Origin of the sequence: Listeria immobilis, from assembly GCF_014322845.1 — a bacterium.
In the GTDB taxonomy this organism is placed as follows: Bacteria; Bacillota; Bacilli; order Lactobacillales; family Listeriaceae; genus Listeria; species Listeria immobilis.
On record NZ_JAASUA010000002.1, the window covers coordinates 186,777 to 210,379 of the forward strand.

Consider the following 23,603-nt stretch of genomic DNA (forward strand, 5'->3'; position numbering starts at 1 on the left):
TTAAAAATTAGTACATTCCGATACTGAATACCCAAGCAATCACAACTGCTAGAACACCAGTGATCATCCGGCTATATAAAATGGCTGGAACCCCAAATTGAACAGTCTTCGGTTTAGCTTCAGCAAGTGATAGACCAACTGGAATAAAGTCGCAACCAGCTTGAGCATTAATAGCAAATAAAGCTGGAAGAGCATAAGTAACAGGGATAGCGCCAATAGCAATTTGTGAACCAATCAATACACCGATGACCTGGGCAATAACTGCACCTGGACCAAGAATTGGCGATAAAAATGGTAAGCTACAAATAAAGGCAATAAGTAACATCCCCCAAATTGAACCAGCCAGAGGGGATAGGGTATTGGCAATTAGTTTTCCGATTCCTGTATAGTTTATAATACCGATAATCATACTAATGAAAGCCATAAAAGGAATAATATTCTTAATAAGCATATCAACAGAATCACGACCTGCTTGATAGAAAATTCCCATCGCTTTACCAACACCGCGTGAAAATTTAACAAGGAATCCTTCTTTTAATTCATGAGCTTCTTGTTGATCTTCCTTGATTTTGGCGTAATCTTCTTTAAACTTTTCCCGGTCAAAAGGTTTTCCAGGATTGGCTTCAGTAGTAGTGACTTCTATATCTTCAGGTTTTACACCAGAAACGAAAATATCTTCTGTAATATGTTTTGCTAGTGGACCAGAAGGAGAAGAAGGAAGAACATCTACTGTTGGAATACGTTTCATAGGATAGACGCCAATTCGTGCAGTGCCCCCACAATCAATAACTACGCACATCATTTCTTCTTCTGGAATAGAGTTTTTAAAACCATCAACTGCTTCTGCTCCTGATAATTCTGCTATTTTTTTAGCAACAGGATGAATACCGCCACCAGTGATAGAAACTACTTTTATTCTTGGCTCGCTAGGTGTTAAATCTAGCCCAGTCCCCCAACCACCTTGGCCTTTGTTTACATGAATGGATTGATACATTTTATTTGCCTCCTATCTATCTCAGACTTTTTCTTTTCGCATTAGGAATTTTGTAATGGTTTCTGTAATAACACCACGCATTAAGATAACAACGATACCAGCTAAAAAGTAACGTACAGCAAGGCTTGACATACTATAACCGGCTTCAACAACCCCATTAGCAATACCTAAGTAAACAAAAAGTTCTCCGGCATTTGCATAAGGGAAAAGTCCGGTTACAGGGTGTAAAAATGAAACTACAGAGTCATAAAAGGCAGGTTTTTGATGTTCTTTTACAAAGCGACCAAACGTATAAGCCATTGGATTGGTTAGCATTAATACAGATAAAACTGGCATAAGTGTATAACGCAAAATTATATTTTTAGCAGAAAATTGGATGGCTCTGTTAACTCGCTCTTCCCCGATAAAAGCAATAATCGAGTAAGTAAAGGTTAAAAGGACAATTAAAAGAGGGACAATTCCCGTCATAAAACTTATAAACTGTTTACCACCGGCTTCGAAAAGACCGATAAAGTTCGTTCCAAACCATTCGATATAATCCATTCGGAAACACTCCTTTTTGATTTATTAAAGCGCTTTCAAACAACTGTTAACTGTTTTGATAACTGCTTTTTCTTGGATAGAATTTTTTTGTTTATTTGTTAATTCAGTGAGAATTTCAGATAATTCTTTTTGCTGATAGTTGGTAAAGGTTTTGAATTTTGCAAAAACCGTTTTTCCAGTTAAAATCTGACATTCATGAACAACTTGCTTTTCATTTACAACCAGTATTGCAACGGCACTTGAGCGGAATTTCAAGCGTTCCATTTCGGAATAAAGGTGAAAGCCGATTTTTCCAGCATATTTTGTCGCGACTTTATTCATATGGTGTTGATAATACCGCACTTGAAAAAAAGCTAAGAATGTCTGAGCGATAAAAATAAGGGAAGCAATTAGAACGATATTCATCTATTTTCCTCCTTATAATTGGCGGGAAAAGTAGGAAACAACCATTCCCGCCATGTTAAATTAATTACTAAAAGTTTCATCTTGTAGTTTTCTAAGTTTCCAAACGGTAGTAGACTCATCAAGTGTGACATCTTCGTCTGTAATGAAAGTACCAGCTTTAATATTTCGACGGGCTATAACTTCACCACTAATTAAGCCGATTGGAATATGCCCATTTGTTGCCATATCAACATGTGTTTCTAAGACGCCACGAACACAGAAACCGCCGATTCCATCAAGTTTTTCACCTGCTTGAATATCTTTTTTCGCGACAGAAACGGTTTCTGAAACTGGCGCGCCTTTTGGTACAATAGCATGATCATGATTAAGAACAGCTTTGGCAATTGTGAGTGGTGTTTCAAGACTTGCTAAGTGATAAGGACGGTAGAGGATGTGATGATCGCGTTCACCTTTTTTCATTAAATAGCTTAATTCATGACTAACGCCTTCATTTTGTCCTTTAACAATAACGAAAACTCCTGGTGCTAAACCGTCGACATATTCAACAACACCAAACTTATTTAAAATTCCGCCTTGTTCTTTTAAGTCTAAATCTTTAATAACAGAATCAACATCACCAGAGATACCGTGCATTCCAACTACATCAGGAACATAACCAATGGCATTGGAAAGTAAATTCATTTCAGCCATTGTTTTAGTACCATCCTGGAAAGCAGCTAACATATGAGAAGCCATATTTTTTCCATCTGCTTCGACTTGGCAGCTATCTGGATTAGCGTTGATTTTTAATTTATTGTTTTTTCCTTTTCCGGCAACAAGTACTTCCATTCCCATGGATTTGGAAAATTCATAAAGTTCAGTTATTGCAGCGGGCTCATCGCCATCTGAACCGGTATAAACTAAACCAGCACTATCATATAATTTTTTCATCAGTGGGCCGATTGTAATATCAATTTCAACATTAAGTAATACAAGTTGTTTTTTTGCAAGTAAGGTTTCTAGGGAAATTTTTGCTCCGACTTCTGGGACACCTGTAGCATCGACAATCACTTCTACCAGATCAGAATGAATAATTTCTTTAAAGTCATTGGATAATAGAATTTTTTCTTTTTTTGTAGCAGTAGCATTGTAAGCATCAGCAGCTTTTTTTGCAGCTTCCACATGAATGTCACTAATACCAACTACACTCATTCCTGGAATAGCAGCGATTTGTGAAATCATCCCGAATCCCATTTGTCCGGCACCGATAACTCCGACACGAATAGGATTATTTTCTTGTTCACGAGCAAGTAACTGTCTGTATAAAGTCATTTCAAGTTCCTCCTAGTAATCGTTTTCATTAATCAAAATAAAATTCCGGATAAAGCTGTTTTATTCTAATTAATGAGAATCTGACATTTGTCACCACTAGTGACAAATGTCGTATTTCACGAATCAAATATAACATTTAAACGTTTTCTCGTCAATGAAATATTATACATTTTTATTTTTAAATACATAAAAAAAGCTCAAACTGATTGGGACAGAGAGCTTTTTGAGGTTTTATTTTTTGGGAGTTTTAAAGCTTAGTTAGTTTTAGTTTTGAAGAATATATTCAGCCATTCTATCAGTTATCACAATCACATCTATTAATCCGGCTGTAAGTGCTGCTTCGAGAGCGCCTTTTTTATGCAGTCCATTTGCAAGTGCAACAACAGTAGGAATATTTTTTAGTTCTTCCAAACTTAAGCCAATCACATGTGTATTGATTTTTGTGTTAGCTTCTTCTCCATTTGCTGTATAGAAGCGAGAATTAATATCACCAATAACATCCTTATAACGTAATTCCTCGATAATTTCTGGTGTAATATAACCGATTTCTTCCATTGTACTGTCATTATAAGGGCTAGAAATCCCAACTATCGCCATATCTACTTTTTTTCCTTCTTCCAAGACTTCATTAATATATTTATTTTTGGATAAATCATTTTTCATTTCGGTATCTTCTACAAGTGCGGGTGCATAAAGATACTTGGAATGGCACTGCATTTTCTTTTTTAAGTCATAACAGATTTGGTTGGAGTGGAGATCAATATCACTGGATCCCATTCCGCCAATAAGGGGAATAATTGATAAATCTTTATGAGGGATATATGGAAATTCATTGGCAAATTTGCGAATCGTTTTTCCCCAAGAAATTCCAAGAGTATTTACTTTAGCAATACGTTTACTAAGCGTATAAGCGGCTTCTTTGGCTAGAAAATTCAATGCCTCTTCTTCCGACATATCATGTGTTGCGACTACAATTGCTTCTTCTAGCCCAAATTTTTCTTCTAACTTTTGTTCTAAGTCAACTGTGTAATAAGTTTCATCCTTAATAAAGATTTCCACAATCCCTAAATCTTTGGCACGTTGTAGTGTTTTGGAAATGATTGATCTAGATATCCCGATTTTTTTAGCAATTTGTGCTTGGGTCCAACCGTAATGATAATACCAGGTAGCGATTTTCACCATATCTCTTTTTTCTTCCCATTTCATCTTTATTACCTCCATTCTACATAATAACGGAACAAAAGTTATACGCTGTCACAAATGTTTTATGCTAATAGTATCATATAAAACGGTTTATGCAAAGTTGGTCAAAGGAAATTTATTTGTGTCAAAATGACAAACGTTGATTTGGCTTTTGTAAGAATGCTTTTCACGATTTGTTAAATAATTTTTGAATAAAAAAAGTGCTTTTTCCTCTCTGAAGAGAAATTCAGTCGACTACTTGCATGCTATTATGAATAAGACTTTTAAACAGTTTATATATTATTGTCAGGTTCACTTCTAGATAAACTAACTATTTCTTAAGGAGATTGAAAAAATGAAAATTAATTGGAAAATATTTCTATTGTTTATTCTGTTGCTATCATTGATTGTTCCAGTTTATACAAGTGCGGTAGAAACAGAAAGCGATACTACGACTGAATTAGAGGCTACTGAGAATGTGTCTGAGGGAGAAGGAGGTGTGGAAGAGGAAGTTGATTCGGTGGAAGTTTTGCCAGAAGTTTTGCCAGAAGTTTTGCCAGAAGTTCCGATAGCTCCTCAAAAGATAGAGGAAAAAACTAATGAGGATAAATCTGAAGTATTAACAAATAAAAATCCTTTAAGAAGTTCAGAAGTGAAAAAAGTAACTGCAATTCCTTCAAGCAGCACCATTGCTACTGTTTTTCCAGATGCAGAAATGGCGAACACGATTGTTACATCATTGAATTCATCTATGTATAGCCCAACTCAGTTCAGAAGGAATTGGACCGTAAATGATACTGTGACGGAAAATGATTTAAAAACAATTAGCCGGATTCTAGGGGATGGTGAGAAACTTAATTCTATAGAAGGAATACAATACTGTACACAAGTAGAGGAAATTTCATTTAGCAGTTCTGCGGCTAGTATCACTACAGGTCTTGATAATCTTTCACCTCTAGCAGAAGCGGTCGGTGGATATCCTAATCTGGAAACACTAACATTAGTTGGTATGTTAAAGCTTCAAGACTTGACTTCTCTTAGTCAAATTGATGGCGGGTTTCCGGAATTAACTACTTTTAATATTAAAACTGTTAGTTGTCAAGACTTTTCTTTTTTAACAAAAGTACCTGGAGGGTTTCCTCAATTAAAGAATTTGAGTATAAATACTACTAGATTTCAAGACTTAAGTGTATTTTTAAATATTGAAAACGGACTTCCTAATTTAATAAATTTAAATCTATATGGAAACAAAATCAGTGATACCTCTCCATTGGCTAATTTTAACGAGCTATCACAATTAGAGTTCTTAGATTTAGGAAATAATTTAATTGATAATCTAGATTTTTTTGCAAACTCAATTGGCGGAGTTCCTAATTTAAAACGACTCAACCTAGGCGCTAATTCAATAGAAAATAAAGCATTGGAAAGTTTTCCTAATTCACTCACAGGTTTTCCGAAGTTAGAGACCTTATATTTAGGGCAAAATAGAATAAGTGACATAACTTCACTAACGCAAACGGATTTTTCAAATTTGACATTTTTTGATCTTAAGTATAATCAGATATCCGATATATCATTACTAGCAAATATGCAGTTCAACTATTCGATTTTTATTAGTGCTAGTGGACAAGGAATATTGCTTCCGGTTATTAACTCAGTTCCTACAAATCAAAATTTTGCAACTAAAAGTATAGATATTATAGATGAGTTAGGTAATAATCGACAGCCTAATCAGTTCTTGCCAACTACAGGTACTTATCAAGCTATTGATTCACAAATTACTTGGCCAGCAAGTACTATGTTAACTGACCCCTCATACTTAATGTATGGTTACGTTCGTCCTTTTATTCCAGCCCGTAAGGGAGTTTCGTATGGCTGGGATTATACGAGAAATGAAAATGGAAGAACTGTGTCATTTGGTGGAACGGTCTACCAGCCATTAAATTATATACACTTCCCACCCACAATAACAGCAGACAATTTAAAAGAATACGTCGAGAATGAAACAGTGACAGAAGCCGAGTTTTTAACAGATGTCCATGCTGCAACAGATGATGGTTCTGCAGTAGATTCTGACTTTGAAACGGTAGTTAATAAATCAGTTCCAGGTGATTATGTAGTAACATTAACAGCTTCCAATAATATTGGTGCTGCAACACCTGTAACTATAACAGTATCTATTATGCCTATTTTAGAGCTAAAAGTTCCAACTGATTTCCGAATGGATTTAGATGCAAATACAGATGCAGTGCCCATTTCAGATACAAAACAAACGCTAAATTGTTATGGAGCTACTGGTGAAGCAAAATTAGAAGTAATTGATCGTCGAAGTGCAAAAGCTGGATGGAAATTAGTTGGATCAATGACTCCATTTATGAATAGTACAGGAGATATACTCGAGTCCCCGCTTAAATACCAGAGCCATACATTAGCACTAGGTTCAGTTTATTTAAACACAACTAATCAACCAATTGAAAAACAGGCAGCGAGTGTGCAAACGGGATATATTACCACTGATTTTGATTTGCAAAATGAATTAACAATGGAAATTTTACCAAATGATGCTTTAGTTAACGATAGTTATGAAGCGCTTGTGACATGGACTTTGGAAGATGCACCGTGATAAATCATTACTCTAACCTAACTATCGCGTATTTTTGAAGCTTATTAGAATATATTAAATAAACTTATTTTTCCTTTTTGTGACAAAAAAACAAACTGTATTTTCCATTATATACAAACACTTTCATGGCAATCCTAAATTTTTAAACAAAAGAAAGCGGTCTTCTTGCCTCTCTATAGAGAAAAACTATTAATGTTCGCATGGTAACATTAATTTAGTTCTCGCCAGATTTATACATAGTTTAACTACTACATTTAGAGGGAGTGTTTTAATGAAAGATTTATTTACGCATGAAGAGTTTGTTGGCATGATGCAAAAATATGGTTTGAAGCATACAAAACGGAAGTTAAAACGTGGTGAAGATATTCTAACACATGCAGCTAATTTAAATAGTGTTATTTTATTAATGAGTGGTTATATTAGCACATACACATGTGAAGCTCCTGAGAAATTAATAACCATTTGTGATCCTGGTATTTTTTTAAGTTATTCTATTTTGGAAGAAACATCAGTGGTGGTCACAAATATAGCCTTATCAGAAACTTGCGAGATATATGAATACAAAAAAGAAGATGTTGAATATGCATTAACACTATTTCCGGAAAATTTTGGATTCCAATATTTTTTTCTAAAAAAAATTGGACGCCATTTATACTATAAAACATTACTAAACGGAAAAAAACATAAAGAAAAGCTATATTATGCGATAAAGTATTTAGGTGAATTAATTGGTAGTAAAGATGAGAATGGAAATATCACTTTACCAAAAGAAATAACACTAAAAATTTTAATCGAATATAGTACTTTATCGAAAGCAGCGTTTTATAGGCAACGAATTTGTTTGCTAGAAAAAGAAATATTGCAAATGAATAAAAAACACTTTATTTTGAGAGAAGTTGTGCCCGAATTGGTACTACAATAACTCATTTATCTTTAAAGAATAATTAGTTAATAAACCGTAGATAGCTGATGAAGCTTCCTAAAGTAGTCGGAATAGTGCTAGCCAGATATTTGAGGTGACTAAAATTAGCAAATGTTTTTAAAGAGGTAAGTATCCAATTTTCACTACTCAAAATAAGCTAGTAAGACGAAATTTTCCTAAGCAAACAGTAAGTTAATGATGCCTATAAATCAAATATTACTTGGACTTTAGAAGACGTTCCAAGACTATAAACACACACTAAGTAAGGCAAAAGGAGTTATAGAAATTGAAAAAAATTATATTACTTTCATTTTGTAGTCTACTGTTGCTTGGTTTGCCATTAATCACGAGTGCATATACAGATACTGCAACTAGTCATGCGGGGGTTATTCTTAAACAGGACCTTGGTACAAAAACAGGGGAAACCGATGACAGAAGTGGCACTTTCCCCTCTAAAAAACCAATATCAAAATTACCCAAAACAGGGGACACATCAGAGCCGTGTCTTTTGTTACTAGGGCTTGGCTTACTAATATTAGCGACTAAAAGCCACGTAAAGGAGGTGAGGCAAAGCAAGTAGTTCAGGTTTCAAATGCACCACCAAAAAAAGGATAACAGAAAGAGGAGAATAATAATGATCAGTCAAACAGTAAAAGTAACAACAGCGAGTTTATTAGCACTAGGATTAATTGTAGCACCAGTACTTTCTGGAGATTTTGCTTCAGCAGCTACCTCTGTCACCAAAGATTCGAAAGCAACGGTTGAATTTGATAAAAGTACTATTCCGGATCCAACACCAATTAACCCCGATCCAGTGAATCCAGATCCAATTGTACCAGACCCAACAGATCCAACAGTAGGAACAGATGGTCTATGGATTTTAGCGGTATCCGATTGGGATTTTGGTATTCATAACGTAGCGAAATTATCTACTGGTTCAATAACTGCACATGCAGCAGACGATAGTATCTCTACATATATTGATACAAATAGTAATGGTCAACAAGACGCAAGTGAAGCAACCGTTATTCAACAAGTAACGCCATTTGCCCAAATTAGTGATGTTCGTGGTACGAATACAGGTTGGACACTTTCTGTTACAGGGAACGAATTTGAGGATTCTTCCACGCCAGCGAAAACTATTCCAGGTGCGCAGTTGACTATTCCAAAATCAACGGTTAATTCCGCTACCTCTACTGCACAAGCTCCAGTTGGATATGATAATGTCACTATTTCTATGACCGGCACAGGCGCAGTACCAGTAATGGCAGCACATGATAATCAAACGGCAACACCAACAAACTTTGGTGATGATGAAGGAATGGGAACTTGGTCTGATAGCTTTGGTTCTGCCGAAGTATCCGCAACAGAAACTTCTAAACCAGAATTAACTATTCCACAAAATGTAGTTGTCGCTGATGGAACTTACGAAAGTACTTTAACTTGGACTTTAAGTGACACGCCAGCAATTTAATATATCGGTTTCATATTTTAAAAGAGAAAACTTCATATTTTTATGTAGCTTTCTCTTTTTCTATGAAGCAATGAGGAGGAAAAAAAGATTTGAAAAAAATAATCACTATCGTATTTGCATGTATAATTGCTATTATCTGTTTTCCGGGTCAGCATGCAGAAGCGACCGATAATAGTAGTTTTTCTGTAAAAGCTATACTACCTGAAAATCAAGCATCTAGTGTAACTTATTTTGATTTACAAATGACACCAAAGCAAAAACAGACAATAAAAGTTGATATTACCAATCATAGTAAAGAAGAAATTATAATAAATTGTGTTGCTAATACAGCTATCACTAATGAAATGGGATATGTGGATTATTCGATTCCCAATACTAAACCAGATAAAACACTAAAATATCCTTTTTCAGATATTGCAAAAGAGAGTGCTAGTGAAATTAAACTAAAACCAAATGAAACAAAAGCCTGGGCAGTAGATATCCAAATGCCGGATGATAGTTATGATGGAATTATTTTAGGTGGATTACATTTCCAAGAGAAGAAGGAAGAAGAAAAGGATAAAGAATCCAAGCAAGAAAAAGAAGTACAAATTAAAAATGAGTATGCATATGTAATAGGGGTAAAACTCACAGAAAAGCCGATTGTAGTTAAACCAGATTTAGAGTTAAATAAAATTAAAGCAACTACCCGAAATTATCGGAATGTAGTAGAGATGAATTTGCAAAATACAAAAGCGACTTTAGTTGGTGGACTAAGCGTGGATGCAAAAATATATAAAAAAGGCAGCGATAAAGTTCTGCGCCAATCAAAACGGACAGACCTTTCAATGGCTCCAAACTCTAATTTTAATTATAGTGTGGATTGGGAAAATCAAACATTAAAACCGGGTAAATATAAGTTACACTTGGTTGCTAAAAATAAAGATGACGAATGGAAATGGACAAAGGAGTTTACCATTACTTCCGATGAAGCGAAAAAAGCGAATGATGTGGCCTTGGGGTTAGAGAAAGACTACACATGGATGTATATAACAGGTGGGATCCTGTTGCTTCTAGTTATTATCACGATAACTTATTTTATCGGAAAAAGAGCAGCAAAGAAAAAAGAATCAGAAGAAGAGTAATATAGATAACTTGAGACGCAGGAAGTAACTGTTGCGTTTCAAGTTGTTTTTACTATTTTTAACTACCAGTAAATTTTTTTGCTGAATTTAGAATAATTTTGTGTCAAAATCGCGAACAATGAAACCTCTTGTATAGGAAGAATTTAATGGACAGTGATTACTCATTTAAGTTGTAAATATGCTCCTAGCTTCCCATTGGAGAAAAACTATTTTTGGTGTGGTGCTATTATTAATTTGAGCCGAGCGAGCAAAGTTAAATTAGTTATAGGAGAATTTTTAAAACGATATATTTATTTACATCTAAAGGAGACATAAAGAAAATGAAAACCAACTGGAAATTTGTTTTGCTATTCATAGTATTATTGGCGTTAATTATTCCTAGTTATACAAGAGCTGTGGAAACGGAAGAAGAACTTCCCCCAGAAACTATTGATGAATCAGTCATAAAGGACGGGGAAACAAATGAAATAGAGACTACTGCAAAGAAAATAGAAAAATTGGAAGTGTTACCAAGTATTCCTTCCGCAGAGGGGGAAACAGAAGAAACTACTTCTATTACAAGTTTAGATGAATTTCAAACAGCGACTAAGAAAACAATTTTAACCACTAAGCAGCCAAATAATTTAACTGCATTCCCAAGTAATAGTAAGATTTCAAGCGTTTTTCCAGATGAGGAAATGGCAAAAATAATAGTACGGTGCCTTAATTACTCCTCTTATAGTCCCACTCAGATAAAAAGAGATTGGACAGTAGACGATATTATTACAGAGAATGATTTGCTATCTCTTATACAAATTGTCGGTGACACATGGAGCAACAGAGAGGTTAAATCAATAGAAGGTATACAATACTGCACAAAAGTTGTGAAAATTAAACTCTCGGGGACGGATAGTGTAACATTTGACGGTATAGCACCACTAAGTAAAGCAATTGGTGGCTATCCAAATCTTGATACATTATCTTTTGAAGGTGTGGGAATTAATGATTTATCTCCTTTAAGTGAAATTGATGGAGGTTTTCCAAAATTGACAACTTTAACGTTATTGAGACATAACGCAAATGATTATTCGTTTTTTAAAGAAGTAGTTGGTGGATTTCCCCAGTTAAAAAATTTAGAAGTTGATAATTTTAATGATTTGTCTGTTTTGGAGCAAGTTAATGGCGGACTTTCTACTTTAAGATCTTTAAACTTGTCAGATAACCCAATAAATAACCAATTAACGGAACTTAAAAACATATTGGATAATAATCCTAATCTTTATGCTTTATATTTAAACCGTACTGGGATTGATGATATGTCTTTATTCAAAAATTATGATGGATTACTTCAATTAAGTCATTTAGATTTATCAAATAATTCCATAGATGATTTAGACTTTTTAGTTAATACTAAAGGTCTTCCAAACTTAAGCGCGTTAAAATTAAAAAATAATCAACTAGATTCTGAGGATTTAAATAGTTTAACTAATGTCCCTAATGACTTTCCTGAATTAACCCAATTGGATTTATCGGATAATCAAATAGATGACTTGACTGCTTTTTCACACCTTAAAATACCGAATTTACAAGCTTGTAATTTGTCAAGCAATCAGATAACGGATATATCACCACTGGGCAGTTTTGATGCCAGTGCCAGTATTTATACAGCTTATTTTTCAATAAGAAATCAAAAACCCACTCGTCCTATTTTGTCGGCTCCTACAAATGAAGATTTCTCACTTAAAAATATTATTAAAGATGAGTTTGGGGCTTATATTCCACCAAAATACATTATGCCAGATGATAAACCAGAAAAAGGTTATTACGAAGCAAATAATGCGACAATTATTTGGCCAAAAAGCATAATGTACAACGAAGATCCTAATGGTATTGGCTATTCTTGGGTCTATGATAACGCCGTAAACAAAAGAAGTATTGCTTATACTGGGAGTGTGTATCAGCTTTTAGATTATATACGTCCCTCGCCAGTTGTTTCAGCGGATGAATTGGTAGAGTATGATGAAAATGAAATGGTAACAGAAAGTCAATTTTTAAAAGATTCGCATGCAACAACCGATGATCCGCAAGCTTATATATCTTCTGATTTTTATAGGGTGGTTGATTTTTCTATTCCAGGAGATTACAAAGTTACTGTAAAATCTTTGAGAGCTCCTAATTGGTCAGAGCCTGTTACTGTCACAGTTCGTATTCGACCCGCACTAGAATTAAAAATACCGACAACTTTTCGAATGGATACAGATGCGAACGTAGATGCTGTTCCCATCTCGGACAATAAACAAACTTTACACGGTTACGGAACAAATGCCGTTGCAGAAGTAAGTGTTATTGATAGAAGAACAACAGAAATGGGCTGGACCCTTACATCTGCTGTTTCCGTTTTTCAAAATGCAACAGGGGATATTCTGGAAACACCTCTTAAGTATCATAGTGACTCCCTTTCAACAGATATTATTTTAAACAACTCTCACCAACCTGTTGAAAAGATGCAACCTGCTGGAACTCCGGGACATGATATAACAACCGTTTCACTACAAGATTCTTTAAGTATGGAAATCTTGCCCCATGATGCACTTGTTGGAAGTCAATATGTCGCGACAATAGCTTGGACATTAGAAGATGCACCACGACCATAATCTCTTAAGGAGTATACAAAAATGAAAAAAATTGGATTCATATTACTTTGTGCTTTCTTTATATGCGTTTTACCGCTTTTTACACAAGCGAACACAAACGTTGATACGGCCATTAGTCGAGCAGGGATAAAATTAACACAGGACTCTGGTACAAAAACAGGGGAAACCGATGACAGAAGTGGCACTTTCCCCTCTAAAAAACCAATATCAAAATTACCCAAAACAGGGGACACATCAGAGCCGTATCTTCTGTTACTAGGGCTTGGCTTACTAATATTAGCAACTAAAAGCCACGTAAAGGAGGTGAGGCAAAGCAAGTAGTTCAGGTTTCAAATGCACCACCAAAAAAAGAATAACAGAAAGAGGAGAATAATAATGATCAGTCAAACAGTAAAAGTAACAACAGCGAGTTTATTAGCACTAGGATTAATTGTAGCACCAGTACTTTCTGGAGATTTTGCTTCAGCAGCTACCTCTGTCACCAAAGATTCGAAAGCAACGGTTGAATTTGATAAAAGTACTATTCCGGATCCAACACCAATTAACCCTGATCCAGTGAATCCAGATCCAATTGTACCAGACCCAACAGATCCAACAGTAGGAACAGATGGTCTATGGATTTTAGCGGTATCCGATTGGGATTTTGGTATTCATAACGTAGCGAAATTATCTACTGGTTCAATAACTGCACATGCAGCAGATGATAGTATCTCTACATATATTGATACAAATAGTAATGGTCAACAAGATGCAAGTGAAGCAACCGTTATTCAACAAGTAACGCCGTTTGCCCAAATTAGTGATGTTCGTGGTACGAATACAGGTTGGACACTTTCTGTTACAGGGAATGAATTTGAGGATTCTTCCACGCCAGCGAAAACTATTCCAGGTGCGCAGTTGACTATTCCAAAATCAACAGTTAATTCCGCTACCTCTACTGCACAAGCTCCAGTTGGATATGATAATGTTACTATTTCTATGACTGGCACAGGCGCAGTACCAGTAATGGCAGCACATGATAATCAAACGGCAACACCAACAAACTTTGGTGATGATGAAGGAATGGGAACTTGGTCTGATAGCTTTGGTTCTGCCGAAGTATCCGCAACAGAAACTTCTAAACCAGAATTAACTATTCCACAAAATGTAGTTGTCGCTGATGGAACTTACGAAAGTACTTTAACTTGGACTTTAAGTGACACACCAGCAATTTAATATGGGTTAAACAGAAAATTTTATAGTGAAAAAATCTATTATATATAGTTGAACTAACAATATAAATATGCATAAAAAAACAGCTTGAAACTAGAGAATAATCTCTTGCATTCAAGCTGTTTTTACTATTTTTGAATTTTTTCTGTTTCGACTACCCGTAAACCTTTTCTTTCTAAGTGGGCAGTAATTTCGTCTTTAGTGTTTTCTGTTACGCCAACTGGTAAGGAAACAAGTACTCGACGAATAAAGTCATCTGATTGATTATCTAATGTGATTAAGCTGGCGATGCTTGTGTAGCGATCGATAATTTTAGTGATTTTTGTTAAGGCACCTTGCACTTCACCAGTTGCAATCGTAAGCACATAACTAGTAGTTTTTACGTTCCAACCATCTTGAAGTAATCCTAGTAGTTTTCCATGCGTTAAAATACCATAAAAATGACCTTGCTCATTTAAAACAGCAATGTATGGCAATTCTTTTATCGTAAAGAAGACCTCAAAAAAAGAAGCATTGACGCAAATATGTTTAGTAGCATTTTTGATTAAGCTCATGACAGGGTCACTTAAGCTTCCACCATTTGCGGCATGTTTATAAATATGCATCTTATAAATATTACCTAAGAACTTTTCGCCTTTTTCGTCTAATACGGGAACACAGCGATAACCAGATTCTTCTAATAGATTGATAGCCTCTTGTAAAGTAGCGTCTCCAGGAACGGTTGTTAAGTTTATTTTAGGTATACAAAGGTTTTTTATCAACATGTTATTCACTCCATTCTTCTTCCTTTTTATTTTAACGTAAAGTAGGTCTTTTGTATAGAAAATCACTGTATATTAGTGCAATAATTCAAAAAAAGTATATTTCATTGCTTAAAGAACACTTAACTTTCGTATAAAGGTTTAAAATTTCCTGAAAAAGTGTATTATAAACTATGCTATGTAAATATTTAAACAGAAAGAAGGAAGCGGAAATGGGACAAGAGATGTTGAATTTCGATTATTATAACCCTACGCATATTATTTTTGGTAAAAATCGTTTAGAAGAATTAAATCAGGTAATTCCTGCAGATAAAAAAGTGCTACTATTATATGGTGGCGGCAGTGTGAAAAAATTTGGTACCCTTGATAAAGTAAAAGCCGTTTTAAAAAATAGAGAAATTGGGGAGTTTGGTGGGATTGAAGCAAATCCTACTTATGAAACATTAATAAAAGCAATTGCATTAGTAAAAGAAAAAAACTATGATTTTTTGCTTTCTATTGGTGGTGGTTCTGTTATTGATGGTACAAAATTTGTTGCAGCAGGAGCTTTGTTTGACGGGGATCCAATTGATATTTTTGGAAGTGGAATTGGCGAAAAACGTCCAATCAAACAAGCACTTCCATTTGGAACTATTTTGACATTACCAGCAACTGGATCTGAAATGAATAGTGGTGGGGTGGTAACATTTGTAGAAAAGAAAGCTAAACTTTCATTCGGTAGCCCTTTTACTTATCCAGTATTTTCTTTGCTTGATCCAGAGCTTACATATACTTTGCCTAAACGTCAACTTGCTAATGGAATTATGGATGCTTATGTGCACGTGATGGAGCAGTATATGACTTATCCGGTTGGTGCTTTGCTGCAAGATCGTTACGCAGAAAGCTTGCTACAAACATTGATTGAAATTGGACCAGATGTGATTGATGAAAATAATCATGACTATAATACACGTGCGACGTTTATGTGGTCGGCAACCAATGCGCTAAATGGCACGTTATCTCGAGGTGTTCCGCAAGATTGGGCGAGCCATGGTTTAGGTCATGAAATTACAGCGCTTTACGGAATTGACCACGCACGAACTTTAGCCATTGTACTACCTTCACTATTAAATGTTCGTCGCAATGAAAAACGAGAAAAATTAGTACAATATGCAAAACGAGTGTGGGGAATAACTACGGGAAATGACGATGAAAAAATAGATGTAGCAATTGCTAAAACACGTGAGTTCTTTGAAAGTTTAGGAGCTGGGACTAGATTTAGCGATTATAATCTTGGCGAAGAAGTAGTAGAGCAACTTGTAGAGCAATTGGAACGTCACGGATTGACTAATATTTCAGAACGTGGCAATCAAACTCTAGAGATAAGTCGTCAAATTTATACGAATGCTTTATAATAGTTAGGAAATTTTTCGCAAACACCTAGAAATTTGCTATAGGTTTATTTAATATGAAAAGAAAGAAAAGAGGCGAATTTTCTTGAGTACAGAGAATCCAGCGAAGGAAAAAACATTTTTTGGACATCCGCGTGGACTCGCTACCCTATTCAATACTGAATTTTGGGAGCGATTTTCATATTATGGGATGCGCGCAATACTTATTTATTATATGTACGATACGGTTGCGAATGGTGGATTAGGGTTTAGTCAAGCAACGGCAACAGCAATAATGTCAATTTATGGGTCACTTGTATTTATGTCTGGGGTTATTGGCGGCTGGTTTGCTGACCGAGTTTTAGGGCCTAGACAGACGATCTTTTATGGTGGAGTACTGATTATGTTCGGTCACATCGTGCTAGCATTACCAAATGGTGGAGCGACGGCTTTATTTATCTCCATGGCGTTTATTATTCTTGGAACTGGCTTGCTTAAACCTAATGTTTCTAATGTAGTTGGAGACTTATATCCGCCCGAAGACAATCGCCGAGATGCTGGTTTTAGTATTTTCTATATGGGAATTAATTTAGGAGCATTTATTGCACCTTTTATCGTTTCAGCTGTTTCAGATAAAGCTGATAGTTTCCATGCTGGTTTTAGTGTAGCAGCAGTTGGTATGGCAGTGGCGCTAATAGTTTATGTTTTGACAGGTAAAAAATATTTAAAAGAAGCAGGCAAAAAAGTACCAAATCCACTTCAAAAATCAGAAGCAAAAAGCCTGACCGTCAAAATTATAGGAATTATTTTGGCAATCGGTCTATTAATTGCTATTTTAACAATGATAACAGGTAGTCTAACCATTAATACCATCATTCTTGCTGTAACTGTAATGGGTGTTGGCGTTCCGCTTGCTTATTTCATTATGATGATGACAAGTAAGAAAACGGAACCAGATGAGAAATCTAGATTAACTGCATACATACCATTATTTTTAATCGCAGTTTTATTTTGGATGATAGAAGAACAAGGATCTAGTACGTTAGCGATTTTTGCTGCTGAAAGAACTGATTTATCAATTGGTGGATTTAATTTAAATCCTGCTAATTTCCAGTCGCTTAATCCAGTATTTGTGATTATCCTTTCACCAGTATTTGCTTGGATTTGGACACGGCTTGGGGATAGACAACCATCTACTCCACGTAAATTTGCACTAGGGTTATTTTTTGCTGGTTTATCTTTTGTTATTATGATGCTTCCGGGGATTTTGCACGGAGATACAACCACACTAGTAAGTCCGCTTTGGTTAGTGCTCAGTTTCTTCATCTGTATTTTTGGGGAAATGTTTATCTCGCCAGTTGGCTTATCAGCAACAACGAAACTAGCTCCAAAAGCATTTGCATCTCAAACAATGAGCTTATGGTTTTTATCAGATTCGATGGGGCAAGCTTTCAACGCGCAAGCAACACAATTCTTTAGTGCTGATACAGAAGTTGCGTATTTCGGAATCACTGGTTTTGTAGCGATTGCTTTTGCGATAGCACTATTCATCTTGGCACCATTCTTGAAAAAGTATATGAAGGGTGTTCATTAAGACGTTTAGAAGTACTTTCTCTTTCATTAGAGGAAGTGCTTTTTTTATATGGAAAATAAATTAGTTTGCCATTAACAGTTAGTATTGCTAATATTAAAGGGAGAAGTGATAATTTAAAGGAGTGTATACATGGAATCATCAAGCAGGGTAGTAATTTATTTGACACGACATGGAAAGACGATTTTAAACACACTTGATAGAGTACAGGGATGGGCAGATTCCCCACTTACGGAAGAAGGAGCACTTGTTGCACATGATTTGGGTCGAGGTTTAAAAGGGACTGATTTTGTAGCCGCTTACGCAAGTGACCGAGGACGTGCAATTGAAACAGCGCAAATAGTGATGAAAGAAAGTGAAAATCATCATTTGAAATTAGCCAAACTAGCAAAAATTCGCGAATTCGGTTTTGGGAAATTTGAAGGTGAGTATAATCAAACAGTGCTGCAAATGGTGGCTAATGAGCATGGCTTTGATACCATTGAAAGCTACTATGATAAGACAACCGAAAATGATTCTAATCTCGTTATTGATACTGTACATCGACTAGATGAAACTGGTATGACGGAAAACTCCACTATTTTTGAAGAGCGATTGACTGCAGGATTGGATGAAATTCTTACGGATGTGAAAGAAATAGGCGGAGGAAATGTTTTAGTAGTTGCTCATGGGATGGTTATTCACCGGATAATTGATATGATTGATCCGGGTCAAAACTTACAAACAATTGAAAATGCTAGTGTCACAAAAGTTATCTTTGAAAATGGAGCATATTCCATTGAAGAACCAGGTAATATGTTTTATGTTGAAGCTGGAAAACAAGCGCAAGGGGGAGTTTAATTGTCGGATATAAAATTAACTGTCTATTTAGTAAGACATGGAAAGACGATGTTTAATACAAGTCGTCGCGTGCAAGGATGGTCAGATACACCGTTAACGAATGAAGGAATCAAAGTAGCTCAGTTTTTAGGTCGTGGACTTCGGGATACTCCGTTTGAAGCGGTTTACACAAGTGATAGAGGACGTACAATTGAAACAGCTGAAATTGTTTTGCGTGAAAGCAATCAATCACATTTAACAATTAATGAATTACGTGATTTCCGTGAATTTGGTTTTGGGAAATTTGAAGGTGAATTAGAAGATGTGATGTTTGGTAAAGTAATGGAGCATCTAGGATTTGATACATTAGAAGAAGCTTTCGACAGCTTTGGTGATGATGGCTACCGAATTGTTTCTGAAACAGTGGAAAAGTTAGATGAAACAGGAATGTCAGAAAGTTACGAGGAAATGGAGCGAAGACTAAAAGCGGCTTTACAGACAGTCAGCACAGAAAATACAACAGATGATGCTAATATCCTAGTTGTTTCACATGGCATGGCAATTAATGCAATTGTTTCCTTCCTTAATCCTAAATTAGTAGATCCGGAACTTGCTAATGCGAGTGTGACAAAAATTATATTCGAAAATGGACAGTGGTCGATTGAGATAGTAAATGATTTAAGCTATATAGAAGCTGGGAAAGCAGTTTTAGCATAAGAAAAGACAGCAGAACTATGTGTTCGTTCTGCTGTCTTTTTAGTTTATTTTACAAATTTAATACAAACTGGTTCAGGTACTTTGACATCTTTTTGAAGTAATGTGAGTGAACCATCTTCTTTATTAACACCAAAAACAGTTACATTGTTGCTGTTTTCGTTTGTAGCTACGAGAATGTCACCAGTATAGTCAAGGTCGAAATCACGAGGTCCTACGCCTTCTACAGGTGTTGTTTGTGCAAGTGTTAATTTACCATCTTCGGCAACGGCAAAGCTAACAATCGCATCTTGACCACGATTGGAAACATATAAGAAACGACCATCTGGAGAAATATGAATTGCACTACCCTTATTTTCTTTTTCAAAGTTAGCTGGAAGAGAAGCAATTGTTTGAATCACTTTTAATTCACCTGTTGATTTATCATATTCGGCAAAGATCACTTCGGATGTTAACTCTGTCATAATATAAACAAAACTTTTATTTGGATGGAAAACAAGATTACGTGGACCGCTTCCTGGTTTTACATCTAATTCACTTGCTTTTTCAAGTTTCCCAGCAGTAGCAGTATAAGTAGTTACTTTATCTGTACCAAGATCACATGTGACAACATATTTTTGATCTGGTGTAAAGCCGGCAAAGTGTGCATGTGGTTTTTCTTGACGTTCGTGAATGCTTTTACCCACGTGTTGAATAGTTGAAATTGCTGGTTTTACTGCTCCGTTTTCAGTTGGATAGCTAACAATAGTTCCCAAATGATAATTAGCAGATACAACAATGGCACCATCCTGAGACGCATCAACATAACAAGGTGGGTTCCCAGGTGCTAAATCTTGATTGATTAACGCCAGTGAACCATTTGATTCGATAGAAAAAGCAGCAACGCCACCTTTATCTCCATCTTTTGCTACGGAATAAACGAATTTTTCGTCATCTGAAATTTTAAGGTATGTTGGGTTGTCCATTTTTCCGGCTAATGTATTTTCTTTAATTTCGCCAGTCGTTTTGTCGATTACAAGACGATAAATTCCTTGGCTTTCGACTTTGGTGTATGTACCAATATAAGCTGTTGCTTCATTATTTGACATGTTAAATCCTCCTATAAAAGATATTTCCTAGTTAATTATAGCATAGTGGAGAAAAGATATAAAAACATCACGTTTATTGCAATGTTATTACTCAAATGATGAAAAATAGTATTTTAGTCTTTTATGAAATATTTTTGTAATAAAAGTATTGACTAGGAAATAAAAGTAATGTAAAATGTAATTATCCCATAGAGATTGTCGTTTGAAATAATTTAATTAAAGATAAATCACTTCCCCCGTAGAAATGTTTTTAATTATTTTATATCAAATAAACACTCCTTAAAAGATAGTTGTAGCACAGAATTTCCCAGGTTCTGTGCTATAATTATGTATAGAATAATGAAAAAGAGCTTATTTTTAAATAGCTCTTTTTTTATGCGAGAGGATGATTACATGCTTTTTCAAACACACTTTGGAAATAAACAGTATAGCTGGGTTAACATTGATATAGACGAAACCAATAAATTAGAAGAGTACTTTGCGAATTATGGGGTGGATGATGAGGTCATTGCTTACTCTATGGACAGAAATGAAAGAGCACACTTTGAATATGATCAAAAAACAAAATCTTTTGTATTGATTTTTAATGTTCCTGATCAAAGAAAAATAGATAATCATCATGAAACAATTCCAATGGTGTTTATTATTAAAGGCTCGCAAATAGTAACACTTACTAATAAAAATAATCAATATATTATTGAAAAGATGAAAAAGCATTTAGAAGAGGATACAGAAAAGACACTATACCAATTTTTATTTAGCAGTTTATATATTATTATGGATTCCTTTTTCCCTTATGTAGAAGAAATGGATGTGGAAAGAAAGACAATCAATGATAAGCTGAAAATTAAAACGACTAAAAAGAATTTACTTTCCTTATCGGATTTGGAAACAGGAATAGTTTACTTTGTATCTGCCTCTAAACAAAATGCGGCTTTACTCGAGCAAATGAAGGCACACATGGTGTATCGTGGTTTAAATGAAGTGGAGAAAGAACAGTTTGAAGATGCTTTGATCGAAGCTAGACAATTAGTGGAAATGACAGATTTAAGCTCACAGATTTTGCAACAGCTATCTGGAACTTATAATAATATCTTAAACAATAATTTAAATGATACGATGAAAATACTTACAGCGTTGTCGATTTTGTTGACGGTACCGACAATCATTACTGGATTTTTCGGTATGAACATGCCACTTCCGCTTGAACATAATACATTTGGATGGGTAGTGACGATTTTTATTAGTGTTATTTTGTGGTTTGGACTTTCCTATGTTTTGCGGAGATTGATGAAATAGAAAGTGTCCGATTGTGGATAAAGAATGAAACATTGGTGTTCAGAAAGGAAAGACGATTTTTGCTTCTTTTATCCGATATGTATTTTTTACAATTGACTGATATAAAAGAACTTATACATACAAAATTAGCTTTTTTTGAATGAACCCAAATTAAATGGAGTTAAAGAAAATAAAATGAAACCAGTCATCTGAGTGTCACTTTTACAAGCTAGTCGCATTTTTTAAAAGAAAAGATTACATACGTAGGTGTATTTATTGCATTTGCTTCAATCTTACGAGTAGAAAAGATAGTTGCGTGTAGGCGTACAAAATCATTTTAGATGATAAGAAGAAGGCCCCATTTGAAATATAATTTTTAAACATAAGAACACTTTGCTAGTTTATTGGATTTATCACTTTTTTTAGCAAAGGTGTTCTTATTTTTTTACAAAAATAAGTCCAGATGCCAATCAATTTGACTGGTATCTGGACTTTTTTGAAGCTCTTTATTTTTCGTTTCAAAATGGATTTAACTATAAAAAAATTTCAGCTTAATATCTTGATCATAATTTCCAAATCCGCGACCAAAAAGTGTACAACCACCAGCATTTTTGGCATCATCTTTTACTTCAATACGTAAATGCCAAGTATCTTCATTGCATGGGATATCAGCAATAGTAATATCGGATAAAGCGACACCATCCATATTCGTTAAATGTTTTGTAATACGGATTGTTTTAAGTAAACCATATTGATTCAAATTATCTGGATACCAATCCGGTGTATATTTTCCCCGTATGTCTGCAAAATCTCCTGGACTTGTCCACGTACCTAATGTCACACCATTTAAAGTAAAAGTAATATCTGAAGGCCAATTATCATTAGCAAAAGGAAATTCAGATGAAATTTCCATTGAAATTTCCAGCATTTCTAATTTTTCGTTTTTAGAAAGAAAATTAGGTGTTTGATATTCCACAAACCCCTTTGTAAACCAAAGAATACGGGCATCCATTCGACGAGTATCTATAAAGTATTTTGGTTCATCCACTTCGCCAATAAATTCATTCATCGTTGCTAAACCACAAGTGGGCTCTACTGAGTAATTGGTGTAATGACCAACTGGAATAAACGTTTCTTTGGAGTCGAAAGCATTGAATATTTTTTCAGGAAAATTGATGTCGATTTTATCTACACGTAAACTAGAAATTTTCTTTTGACCGACTTTTTCTGTTTTTATAATATTTGCATCTTCCAATTTTTTAATGTGCATCGTGATGATTGCGCTACTAAGTCCTAAAGCATTGGCTAATTCTTTGACGCTCATTTTATTTCTTGAAAGCAACTGTATAATCTTGATTCTCACCTTACTGGCTAACGATTCGTACACAGGTAAAGCTTCTTCATTGACTTCTAATTGCATGTGTTTCACCTCAATGTCATTTATTTTATCTTAGTATTTATATTAATTATATAACAAAAAATTCTACATGTCAAAATATAGTTAATGTAAATGTTTATGTTATATTTATTGGTAAAATACTATTTAATATAATTATTAT

The 23,603-nt window shown here is 34.9% G+C and carries 21 protein-coding genes; 13 read left to right on the top strand and 8 right to left on the bottom strand.

The window, feature by feature from the left end; genetic code table 11:
- Nucleotides 1–7 precede the first annotated feature (7 nt).
- The 5 genes from srlE to HCJ45_RS03840 form a co-directional block, all read right to left on the bottom strand.
- On the bottom strand, nucleotides 8–994 hold the full coding sequence (gene srlE / locus HCJ45_RS03820) for a PTS glucitol/sorbitol transporter subunit IIB (protein WP_187124086.1): 987 nt from the start codon (nucleotides 992–994) through the stop codon (nucleotides 8–10).
- A gap of 21 nt (nucleotides 995–1,015) precedes the next feature.
- Entirely contained in the window at nucleotides 1,016–1,537 is a 522-nt protein-coding gene (srlA, locus tag HCJ45_RS03825; RefSeq protein WP_185348312.1) for a PTS glucitol/sorbitol transporter subunit IIC, read from the bottom strand.
- 24 nt (nucleotides 1,538–1,561) lie between these two features.
- The gene (locus tag HCJ45_RS03830; protein WP_187124087.1) at nucleotides 1,562–1,942 is read right to left on the bottom strand and encodes a transcriptional regulator GutM; all 381 of its coding nucleotides are present in this window, start codon (nucleotides 1,940–1,942) and stop codon (nucleotides 1,562–1,564) included.
- 60 nt (nucleotides 1,943–2,002) lie between these two features.
- A complete protein-coding gene (locus HCJ45_RS03835) occupies nucleotides 2,003–3,253 on the bottom strand; it encodes an NAD(P)H-dependent oxidoreductase (RefSeq protein ID WP_187124088.1) in 1,251 nt (416 codons plus the stop codon).
- 264 nt (nucleotides 3,254–3,517) lie between these two features.
- On the bottom strand, nucleotides 3,518–4,459 hold the full coding sequence (locus HCJ45_RS03840; protein WP_187124089.1) for a sugar-binding transcriptional regulator: 942 nt from the start codon (nucleotides 4,457–4,459) through the stop codon (nucleotides 3,518–3,520).
- A gap of 331 nt (nucleotides 4,460–4,790) precedes the next feature.
- Between HCJ45_RS03840 and HCJ45_RS03845 the strand changes: the two genes are divergently transcribed.
- The 8 genes from HCJ45_RS03845 to HCJ45_RS03880 all read left to right on the top strand — a co-directional run bounded on the left by HCJ45_RS03845 (nucleotide 4,791) and on the right by HCJ45_RS03880 (nucleotide 14,426).
- Nucleotides 4,791–7,058: a leucine-rich repeat domain-containing protein gene (locus tag HCJ45_RS03845; RefSeq protein WP_187124090.1), complete on the top strand. Its 2,268-nt coding sequence runs from the start codon at nucleotides 4,791–4,793 to the stop codon at nucleotides 7,056–7,058.
- 271 nt (nucleotides 7,059–7,329) lie between these two features.
- The gene (locus tag HCJ45_RS03850; RefSeq protein ID WP_187124091.1) at nucleotides 7,330–7,980 is read left to right on the top strand and encodes a cyclic nucleotide-binding domain-containing protein; all 651 of its coding nucleotides are present in this window, start codon (nucleotides 7,330–7,332) and stop codon (nucleotides 7,978–7,980) included.
- A 286-nt stretch (nucleotides 7,981–8,266) separates the two neighbouring features.
- On the top strand, nucleotides 8,267–8,560 hold the full coding sequence (locus HCJ45_RS03855; RefSeq protein WP_187124092.1) for an LPXTG cell wall anchor domain-containing protein: 294 nt from the start codon (nucleotides 8,267–8,269) through the stop codon (nucleotides 8,558–8,560).
- Nucleotides 8,561–8,614: 54 nt separating this feature from the next.
- Entirely contained in the window at nucleotides 8,615–9,454 is an 840-nt protein-coding gene (locus HCJ45_RS03860; RefSeq protein WP_187124093.1) for a WxL domain-containing protein, read from the top strand.
- A gap of 89 nt (nucleotides 9,455–9,543) precedes the next feature.
- Entirely contained in the window at nucleotides 9,544–10,578 is a 1,035-nt protein-coding gene (locus tag HCJ45_RS03865) for a WxLIP family cell surface protein (RefSeq protein WP_187124094.1), read from the top strand.
- A gap of 320 nt (nucleotides 10,579–10,898) precedes the next feature.
- The gene (locus HCJ45_RS03870) at nucleotides 10,899–13,211 is read left to right on the top strand and encodes a LapB repeat-containing protein (RefSeq protein ID WP_187124095.1); all 2,313 of its coding nucleotides are present in this window, start codon (nucleotides 10,899–10,901) and stop codon (nucleotides 13,209–13,211) included.
- 21 nt (nucleotides 13,212–13,232) lie between these two features.
- Complete coding sequence (locus tag HCJ45_RS03875) at nucleotides 13,233–13,532, top strand: LPXTG cell wall anchor domain-containing protein (protein WP_187124096.1); 300 nt, start codon at nucleotides 13,233–13,235, stop codon at nucleotides 13,530–13,532.
- Nucleotides 13,533–13,586: 54 nt separating this feature from the next.
- A complete protein-coding gene (locus HCJ45_RS03880) occupies nucleotides 13,587–14,426 on the top strand; it encodes a WxL domain-containing protein (protein WP_187124093.1) in 840 nt (279 codons plus the stop codon).
- A gap of 125 nt (nucleotides 14,427–14,551) precedes the next feature.
- Here HCJ45_RS03880 and cbpA read toward each other — a convergent pair whose 3' ends face one another.
- Nucleotides 14,552–15,187: a cyclic di-AMP binding protein CbpA gene (gene cbpA, locus HCJ45_RS03885; RefSeq protein ID WP_187124097.1), complete on the bottom strand. Its 636-nt coding sequence runs from the start codon at nucleotides 15,185–15,187 to the stop codon at nucleotides 14,552–14,554.
- A 209-nt stretch (nucleotides 15,188–15,396) separates the two neighbouring features.
- Here cbpA and HCJ45_RS03890 point away from each other — a divergent pair, with 209 nt between their 5' ends.
- The 4 genes from HCJ45_RS03890 (at nucleotide 15,397) to HCJ45_RS03905 (ending at nucleotide 19,681) form a co-directional block, all read left to right on the top strand.
- Complete coding sequence (locus HCJ45_RS03890) at nucleotides 15,397–16,578, top strand: iron-containing alcohol dehydrogenase (protein WP_187124098.1); 1,182 nt, start codon at nucleotides 15,397–15,399, stop codon at nucleotides 16,576–16,578.
- Between the two features lie 82 nt (nucleotides 16,579–16,660).
- Entirely contained in the window at nucleotides 16,661–18,148 is a 1,488-nt protein-coding gene (locus tag HCJ45_RS03895; protein ID WP_187124099.1) for a peptide MFS transporter, read from the top strand.
- A 129-nt stretch (nucleotides 18,149–18,277) separates the two neighbouring features.
- Nucleotides 18,278–18,985, top strand: a complete 708-nt coding sequence (locus tag HCJ45_RS03900; protein ID WP_187124100.1) for a histidine phosphatase family protein — start codon at nucleotides 18,278–18,280, stop codon at nucleotides 18,983–18,985.
- The gene (locus HCJ45_RS03905) at nucleotides 18,986–19,681 is read left to right on the top strand and encodes a histidine phosphatase family protein (protein ID WP_187124101.1); all 696 of its coding nucleotides are present in this window, start codon (nucleotides 18,986–18,988) and stop codon (nucleotides 19,679–19,681) included. It abuts the gene before it with no gap.
- Between the two features lie 44 nt (nucleotides 19,682–19,725).
- On the opposite strand, the gene HCJ45_RS03910 is transcribed toward HCJ45_RS03905, so the two are convergent.
- A complete protein-coding gene (locus HCJ45_RS03910) occupies nucleotides 19,726–20,766 on the bottom strand; it encodes a lactonase family protein (RefSeq protein ID WP_187124102.1) in 1,041 nt (346 codons plus the stop codon).
- A 393-nt stretch (nucleotides 20,767–21,159) separates the two neighbouring features.
- Here HCJ45_RS03910 and HCJ45_RS03915 point away from each other — a divergent pair, with 393 nt between their 5' ends.
- Nucleotides 21,160–22,065 (top strand): magnesium transporter CorA family protein, encoded by a 906-nt coding sequence (locus HCJ45_RS03915; protein ID WP_187124103.1) that lies wholly within the window; start codon nucleotides 21,160–21,162, stop codon nucleotides 22,063–22,065.
- 508 nt (nucleotides 22,066–22,573) lie between these two features.
- On the opposite strand, the gene HCJ45_RS03920 is transcribed toward HCJ45_RS03915, so the two are convergent.
- Nucleotides 22,574–23,464 (bottom strand): ArsR/SmtB family transcription factor, encoded by an 891-nt coding sequence (locus HCJ45_RS03920; protein WP_187124104.1) that lies wholly within the window; start codon nucleotides 23,462–23,464, stop codon nucleotides 22,574–22,576.
- Between the last annotated feature and the right edge of the window lie 139 nt (nucleotides 23,465–23,603).

Bases quoted from the DNA above. Each gene is read 5' to 3' on its own strand.
- cbpA (WP_187124097.1), bottom strand. From the start codon at position 15,187: ATGTTGATAAAAAACCTTTGTATACCTAAAATAAACTTAACAACCGTT.
- HCJ45_RS03900 (WP_187124100.1), top strand. From the start codon at position 18,278: ATGGAATCATCAAGCAGGGTAGTAATTTATTTGACACGACATGGAAAG.
- HCJ45_RS03920 (WP_187124104.1), bottom strand. From the start codon at position 23,464: ATGCAATTAGAAGTCAATGAAGAAGCTTTACCTGTGTACGAATCGTTA.
- HCJ45_RS03880 (WP_187124093.1), top strand. From the start codon at position 13,587: ATGATCAGTCAAACAGTAAAAGTAACAACAGCGAGTTTATTAGCACTA.
- HCJ45_RS03875 (WP_187124096.1), top strand. From the start codon at position 13,233: ATGAAAAAAATTGGATTCATATTACTTTGTGCTTTCTTTATATGCGTT.
- HCJ45_RS03845 (WP_187124090.1), top strand. From the start codon at position 4,791: ATGAAAATTAATTGGAAAATATTTCTATTGTTTATTCTGTTGCTATCA.
- HCJ45_RS03835 (WP_187124088.1), bottom strand. From the start codon at position 3,253: ATGACTTTATACAGACAGTTACTTGCTCGTGAACAAGAAAATAATCCT.
- srlA (WP_185348312.1), bottom strand. From the start codon at position 1,537: ATGGATTATATCGAATGGTTTGGAACGAACTTTATCGGTCTTTTCGAA.
- HCJ45_RS03840 (WP_187124089.1), bottom strand. From the start codon at position 4,459: ATGAAATGGGAAGAAAAAAGAGATATGGTGAAAATCGCTACCTGGTAT.
- HCJ45_RS03870 (WP_187124095.1), top strand. From the start codon at position 10,899: ATGAAAACCAACTGGAAATTTGTTTTGCTATTCATAGTATTATTGGCG.
- HCJ45_RS03890 (WP_187124098.1), top strand. From the start codon at position 15,397: ATGGGACAAGAGATGTTGAATTTCGATTATTATAACCCTACGCATATT.
- HCJ45_RS03915 (WP_187124103.1), top strand. From the start codon at position 21,160: ATGCTTTTTCAAACACACTTTGGAAATAAACAGTATAGCTGGGTTAAC.
- HCJ45_RS03830 (WP_187124087.1), bottom strand. From the start codon at position 1,942: ATGAATATCGTTCTAATTGCTTCCCTTATTTTTATCGCTCAGACATTC.
- HCJ45_RS03850 (WP_187124091.1), top strand. From the start codon at position 7,330: ATGAAAGATTTATTTACGCATGAAGAGTTTGTTGGCATGATGCAAAAA.
- HCJ45_RS03910 (WP_187124102.1), bottom strand. From the start codon at position 20,766: ATGTCAAATAATGAAGCAACAGCTTATATTGGTACATACACCAAAGTC.
- HCJ45_RS03860 (WP_187124093.1), top strand. From the start codon at position 8,615: ATGATCAGTCAAACAGTAAAAGTAACAACAGCGAGTTTATTAGCACTA.
- srlE (WP_187124086.1), bottom strand. From the start codon at position 994: ATGTATCAATCCATTCATGTAAACAAAGGCCAAGGTGGTTGGGGGACT.